7 protein-coding genes are annotated in these 4,895 nt (G+C 61.7%); 6 read left to right on the top strand and 1 reads right to left on the bottom strand.

The window, feature by feature from the left end; all coding sequences use genetic code 11:
• From GA0111570_RS17150 to GA0111570_RS17130, 6 genes are all read left to right on the top strand, one after another.
• Window positions 1–351: transposase (locus GA0111570_RS17150; RefSeq protein ID WP_139283317.1), on the top strand; the 351-nt coding region annotated here is incomplete at its 5' end.
• Between the two features lie 117 nt (window positions 352–468).
• Window positions 469–1,380, top strand: a complete 912-nt coding sequence (locus tag GA0111570_RS17145; RefSeq protein ID WP_092613876.1) for a recombinase family protein — start codon at window positions 469–471, stop codon at window positions 1,378–1,380.
• 278 nt (window positions 1,381–1,658) lie between these two features.
• Window positions 1,659–2,312, top strand: a complete 654-nt coding sequence (locus GA0111570_RS17140) for a recombinase family protein (RefSeq protein WP_092613875.1) — start codon at window positions 1,659–1,661, stop codon at window positions 2,310–2,312.
• A 68-nt stretch (window positions 2,313–2,380) separates the two neighbouring features.
• Window positions 2,381–2,890 (top strand): TIR domain-containing protein, encoded by a 510-nt coding sequence (locus GA0111570_RS17135; protein ID WP_092613874.1) that lies wholly within the window; start codon window positions 2,381–2,383, stop codon window positions 2,888–2,890.
• Entirely contained in the window at window positions 2,891–3,742 is an 852-nt protein-coding gene (locus GA0111570_RS17490) for a macro domain-containing protein (protein WP_139283318.1), read from the top strand.
• A complete protein-coding gene (locus GA0111570_RS17130; RefSeq protein WP_092613873.1) occupies window positions 3,739–4,209 on the top strand; it encodes an HIT family protein in 471 nt (156 codons plus the stop codon). The genes GA0111570_RS17490 and GA0111570_RS17130 overlap by 4 nt, the downstream gene beginning before the upstream one ends.
• 335 nt (window positions 4,210–4,544) lie before the next feature.
• Here the strand turns inward: GA0111570_RS17130 and GA0111570_RS17125 are convergent.
• Window positions 4,545–4,895: transposase (locus GA0111570_RS17125; RefSeq protein ID WP_139283317.1), on the bottom strand; the 351-nt coding region annotated here is incomplete at its 5' end.

Genomic DNA, 4,895 nt, shown 5'->3' with positions numbered 1-4,895 from the left:
GAGGTCGAGGCCACCTGGGGTGTCTACCAGCGGATCATCGACGCCTACCGGCAGCCGTCACGGGCCGAGGGCAAGAACATGTTGGATGCGCTGATCGCCTCGATCTCCAGCGGGGTCCCGAAGGTGCTGGGTGAGGTGATCACGCTGGGACGGACACTGAAACGCCGCCGCACCGACGTCCTGGCCTACTTCGACCACCCCGGAACCTCGAACGGTCCCACCGAGGCGATCAATGGCCGGCTGGAACACCTCCGCGGCACCGCCCTCGGCTTCCGGAACCTGGTCCACTACCGGCTACGAGCACTCCTGGACACCGGCGGATTCAGACCCCGACTCCACTCTCTTCTGTGAAGAGCCCGAAAACACGCCGAAGATGAGCCGCCCGATCCAATCAGAATCAATTAGCCTTTCCGACAGGGTTAGACGACAGAAGGGTCGGCCGCCCGGAGCCGAAAGGATCGTGGCGACGTGTCGGATCTGGTCTACACGCGGGTCTCCACCGACGAGCAGTCCACTGCCCGCCAGACCCACCTGCTCACCGCCGCCGGATTGGTCGCCGGCGCCCCGGGGGTGCGGAAGTTCAGCGACCCGGCGACCTCCTCGAAGACCCCCGCGCTCAAGCGGGCCGGGTTCGCCGACCTGGCCCGCTACGCCCGGCCCGGTGACACCCTGACCGTGGCCGAGCTGTACCGGCTGTGCCGCGATCTGGCCGACATCCTCACCGTCCGCGCCTGGTGCCAGGACCACCAGGTCAAACTCCGGGTCCTGTCCGGGGCCCTGTCGGGCATCACCGACCTCGCCAGCACCGACGCGACCACCACCATGCTGGTCAACGTGCTGGTCTCGGTCGGACAATTCCAGCGCGACCTACAAAACGAACTCACCCGCGACGGACTCGCCGCCGCCCGCGCCGCCGGCAAAACCCTCGGCCGGCCAGCCCGCCTGACCCAGGCCGGCACCATCGACGACGTACGGCGCGACTACCTGGCCGGGGCCAGCATCGCCGCCCTCGCCCGCCAGCACCAGGTCAGCCGCGCCGCGATCCGCACCACCCTGGCCGACCTCCTACCCGACCGCCCTGCCCGGCCCACGAAGACCGCACCACCGGTACGAGTGGAGATCCCCGGCCAGATCGCCGCCCTGCTCACCGACCACCCCGACCTGGACCCGTCCGAACGCAACGCCCTCACCGGCGGGCGCACCACCCGCCGCGGCCGCGGCTACACCCTGACCGTCACCGCCCCCGCCGACATCCACCAGACACTCCTGGGGGCTGCCGCAACGCTGATCACCACAGAATCCACGCCCGCTACCCGCAAGGCCTACCGCACCTACACCCAACGGGTAGCCGACCGGGCCCCCGCACCGACAGGTGCGTAAGCCCCGAGAAGCTCCTCGATGACGTTGGGTAGGAGCGAGCACAGATCACGCTATCTACGACACGCCCCCGGATATCTCACTCGATGCAGAGGACTCCAGACATTTGTGCACACGACTTTGAACATTGACAAGCGGAAATCGTTGAAACACGCCCCCCAGGGCGTCGTTTTGTGTCCATCAAACTATGTATGGTCAACGTATGAATAGATGGACACTCGGCCGCACCCTCCAGGCCGTCGGCCTGCCGGCTTTCCCCTCTCCCGGCGTGGATCGTTGACGTGGGCCGCAAGATCGGCTACGCCCGGGTCTCGACCGGCGGCCAGGAGATCGGACTGGACTGGCAGATCGACCAACTCACCCGTGCCGGGGTGAAAAAGACCGACATCTACTCCGAACACATCACCGGCACCAAAGCCAACAGGCCCGAACTCCGCAACGCCCTGCGCACCCTGCGCGAAGGCGACCAGCTCGTCGTCGCCAAGCTCGACCGCCTCGCCCGATCGTTGAAGGACCTGCTCGACCTGGACGCCGAGATCCGCACCAAGGGCGCCTCCCTCGTGCTACTGGACTCCAACATCGACACCGCCACCTCCTCGGGCCGACTGTTCATCTCGATCATGGGAGCCGCCGCCGAGTTCGAAGCCGCCCTGGTCTCCGAACGCACCCGCGCAGCACTGGCCACCACCCGGGCCCGCGGCCGCCAAGGCGGCCGCAAGCCCGCCCTCACCCCGGCCCAGAAACGCCAGGCCATCCAGATGTACCAAGAGAACGACCGCTGGACCGTCGCCCAGATCGCCGGCGCCCTCCACGTCTCCAGAGCAACCATCTACAAAACCCTCAACCAAGCAGGAGCCATCCAACAAAACCCGAGTCAAGCCGAAGGGGTCGGCACCCAGCTCATCCATGCACTCACAGCTGTGCATAAGCTGTGACTGTCGATGCTCTAGTTGACGACGTGCTTCTGATCAGGTTGAGCCAGCAACTACCCACGAGGAGAACGGTGAGTTACCGAAATAAAACCTATGTCGCATTCGCGAGCGAAGATATTCGCTGTTATCGCCTCATGGAAGCATGGCGAGAGAACGCGAAAATAGACTTTCAGTTCTATGACGCCCACGGTCTCTACATCTCGCGCGACACGAGCCGCCCAGAGACAATCAAGCGAAATCTTCGCGAACGAATGAAGAATGCCAAACAAATCGTTCTTCTCGGGAGCAGCAATGGCAAGCGGAAGGGTGGCGACGGAGCCTCATTCCTCGCCTATGAAGTTCAAGTCATGATGGAGTTCAGCTTGCCAATCGTTGTCGCCAACCTAGGCGGCAGTCGTAACGTGGAACGGACTTTGATTCCTGCGCCTTTACTGAACGCTAACTACTACACGGAGTCCGTTTCATTCCAGCCGAAGATCATCAAGTACGCCCTCGACTACTACGTTCCTCAGTACGCCACGGGAAAGAACTCGGGCCCCCACTACTACACGTCCGCTGTCTACACCTCTCTCGGGCTGTAGATGCGTGACCTCGGACACGATCTACGCACTTGGCGCTTCTGGCGTTGGTTCCTTGTCCAGACATTCTCGGCGGTTGGCGTTCTCGCTATCCTTTTGGAGGTAACCAACTTCGTCATCGGCAGTCTTCCGTTCGAGGGATGGCCGCTGGCTATCGGAATGGCTGCTATCTCAATCGGCTACGGACTGATGCGCGCCTGGCCCCGCCCAATCAGACAGGAATACGAGGCACCCAAAACCGCAATCGAGGTGGTAAAGGGCGACCTGTTCAGCCAAGACTGCAACATTGTTGTTGGAACGTGCGATACGTTCGACACCTCGACACCGAATGTCATAGCGCAGAATAGCGTCCAAGGGCAAGCGCTCGAGCGACTCTATGGGGGCGATGTAAACCGATTAGACACCGAAATCGCCAACGCTCTTCACGAAAAGCCTATTCAAGGATCTATCGCGAAGATGGGAAAGACCGACAAATATGGCGTTGGGACCGTCGCAACACTCCACAAAGCTTCCTACCGGCTCTACTTCCTAGCCTACAGCGAGATGAACCAAAATAACGAGGCTCAGAGCACCCCGGATGGAATCTGGCGGAGCCTGGCCTCGCTCTGGGACGAAGTTTCGCGGACAGCCAACGGGACTCCAGTCGCGATTCCCGTCATTGGGGGAGGTCAGTCGCGACTATCTCAGATAATTCCAGCGCAGGACTCGATCCGCTTCATCGTCATGTCGTTCATGTTCGCGTCTCGCACCAGGAAGGTGTGTGACGAGCTGCGAATAGTTGTCCGCGCGAGCGACTTCGATCGCCTCGATCGCCTCGAACTCCAAGCATTCCTATCATCACTGAGGCCCTCATGAGCACATCAGCAATCAAACTGCCCCATCCGCGGCCGTGCGCATTCTGCGCCTATCTCGATGGCTCCAGGCCATTCACCTTCGTCGCAAGAAGCGCGACGACGGCGACGCTCGTTACCCGAGAACAGCGGGGTAAGCCTCACCTCCTCGTGATTCCGACCACTCACCGCGAGACCATCCTTCACCTCACCGACAAGGAATCAGCTGCATTGATGATCGGTGTGAGGAATGCGGCGATAGCCATTGACTCGACCTACCATCGCCCCGGTATCTCTGTTTGGCAAAACAACGGAGAGCCCGCTAGCCAGACCATCAGGCATGTCCATTTTCATGTGGCTGGAACACTTGATTCCGGCGGCACAGATTGGGGTGAAGTCAAGGAGCTTCCGCTCGCTGATACCGAACGCATCGCTGAACGTATCCGAGCAAACTGGCCCCTACCGCTGTCGAGTGACGGCCTAGAAGTATGACGGAGCCCGTCGAGCTGCTTCCCTACCAGCGTGCCCAGCGAAGGCTGTCGTTCCACGAGATCTAGGATTGACAATGACCCGAACAGGATCCGGCCTGATCGGCACCTAGAATGGCGGCTCACCGGTGTTAACGTTTTGACGACGACGTGTCTGCTCAGGAAGGTCGGGAGGCCATTCCTTCGCGTTCCGGTCAAAAAGCTTCTGTAGCTCACGCTTCGCGGTCCAACCCTCTCGGACTTGGGAGTTCCGCCAGTAGATTCCGCGAAGGATTTCGATATCTGCATCTGAGAGCGGTCCCAGACTTGCCAGTCGTAGGCTTGCACTATTCGGGCTCTTCACAGAAGAGAGTGGAGTCGGGGTCTGAATCCGCCGGTGTCCAGGAGTGCTCGTAGCCGGTAGTGGACCAGGTTCCGGAAGCCGAGGGCGGTGCCGCGGAGGTGTTCCAGCCGGCCATTGATCGCCTCGGTGGGACCGTTCGAGGTTCCGGGGTGGTCGAAGTAGGCCAGGACGTCGGTGCGGCGGCGTTTCAGTGTCCGTCCCAGCGTGATCACCTCACCCAGCACCTTCGGGACCCCGCTGGAGATCGAGGCGATCAGCGCATCCAACATGTTCTTGCCCTCGGCCCGTGACGGCTGCCGGTAGGCGTCGATGATCCGCTGGTAGACACCCCAGGTGGCCTCGACCTC

It is taken from the genome of Raineyella antarctica, from assembly GCF_900092135.1.
Taxonomy (GTDB): Bacteria; Actinomycetota; Actinomycetes; order Propionibacteriales; family Propionibacteriaceae; genus Raineyella; species Raineyella antarctica.
The sequence above is the reverse complement of the archived record's forward strand: the minus strand, read 5'-3'. Positions and strand labels throughout refer to the sequence as shown.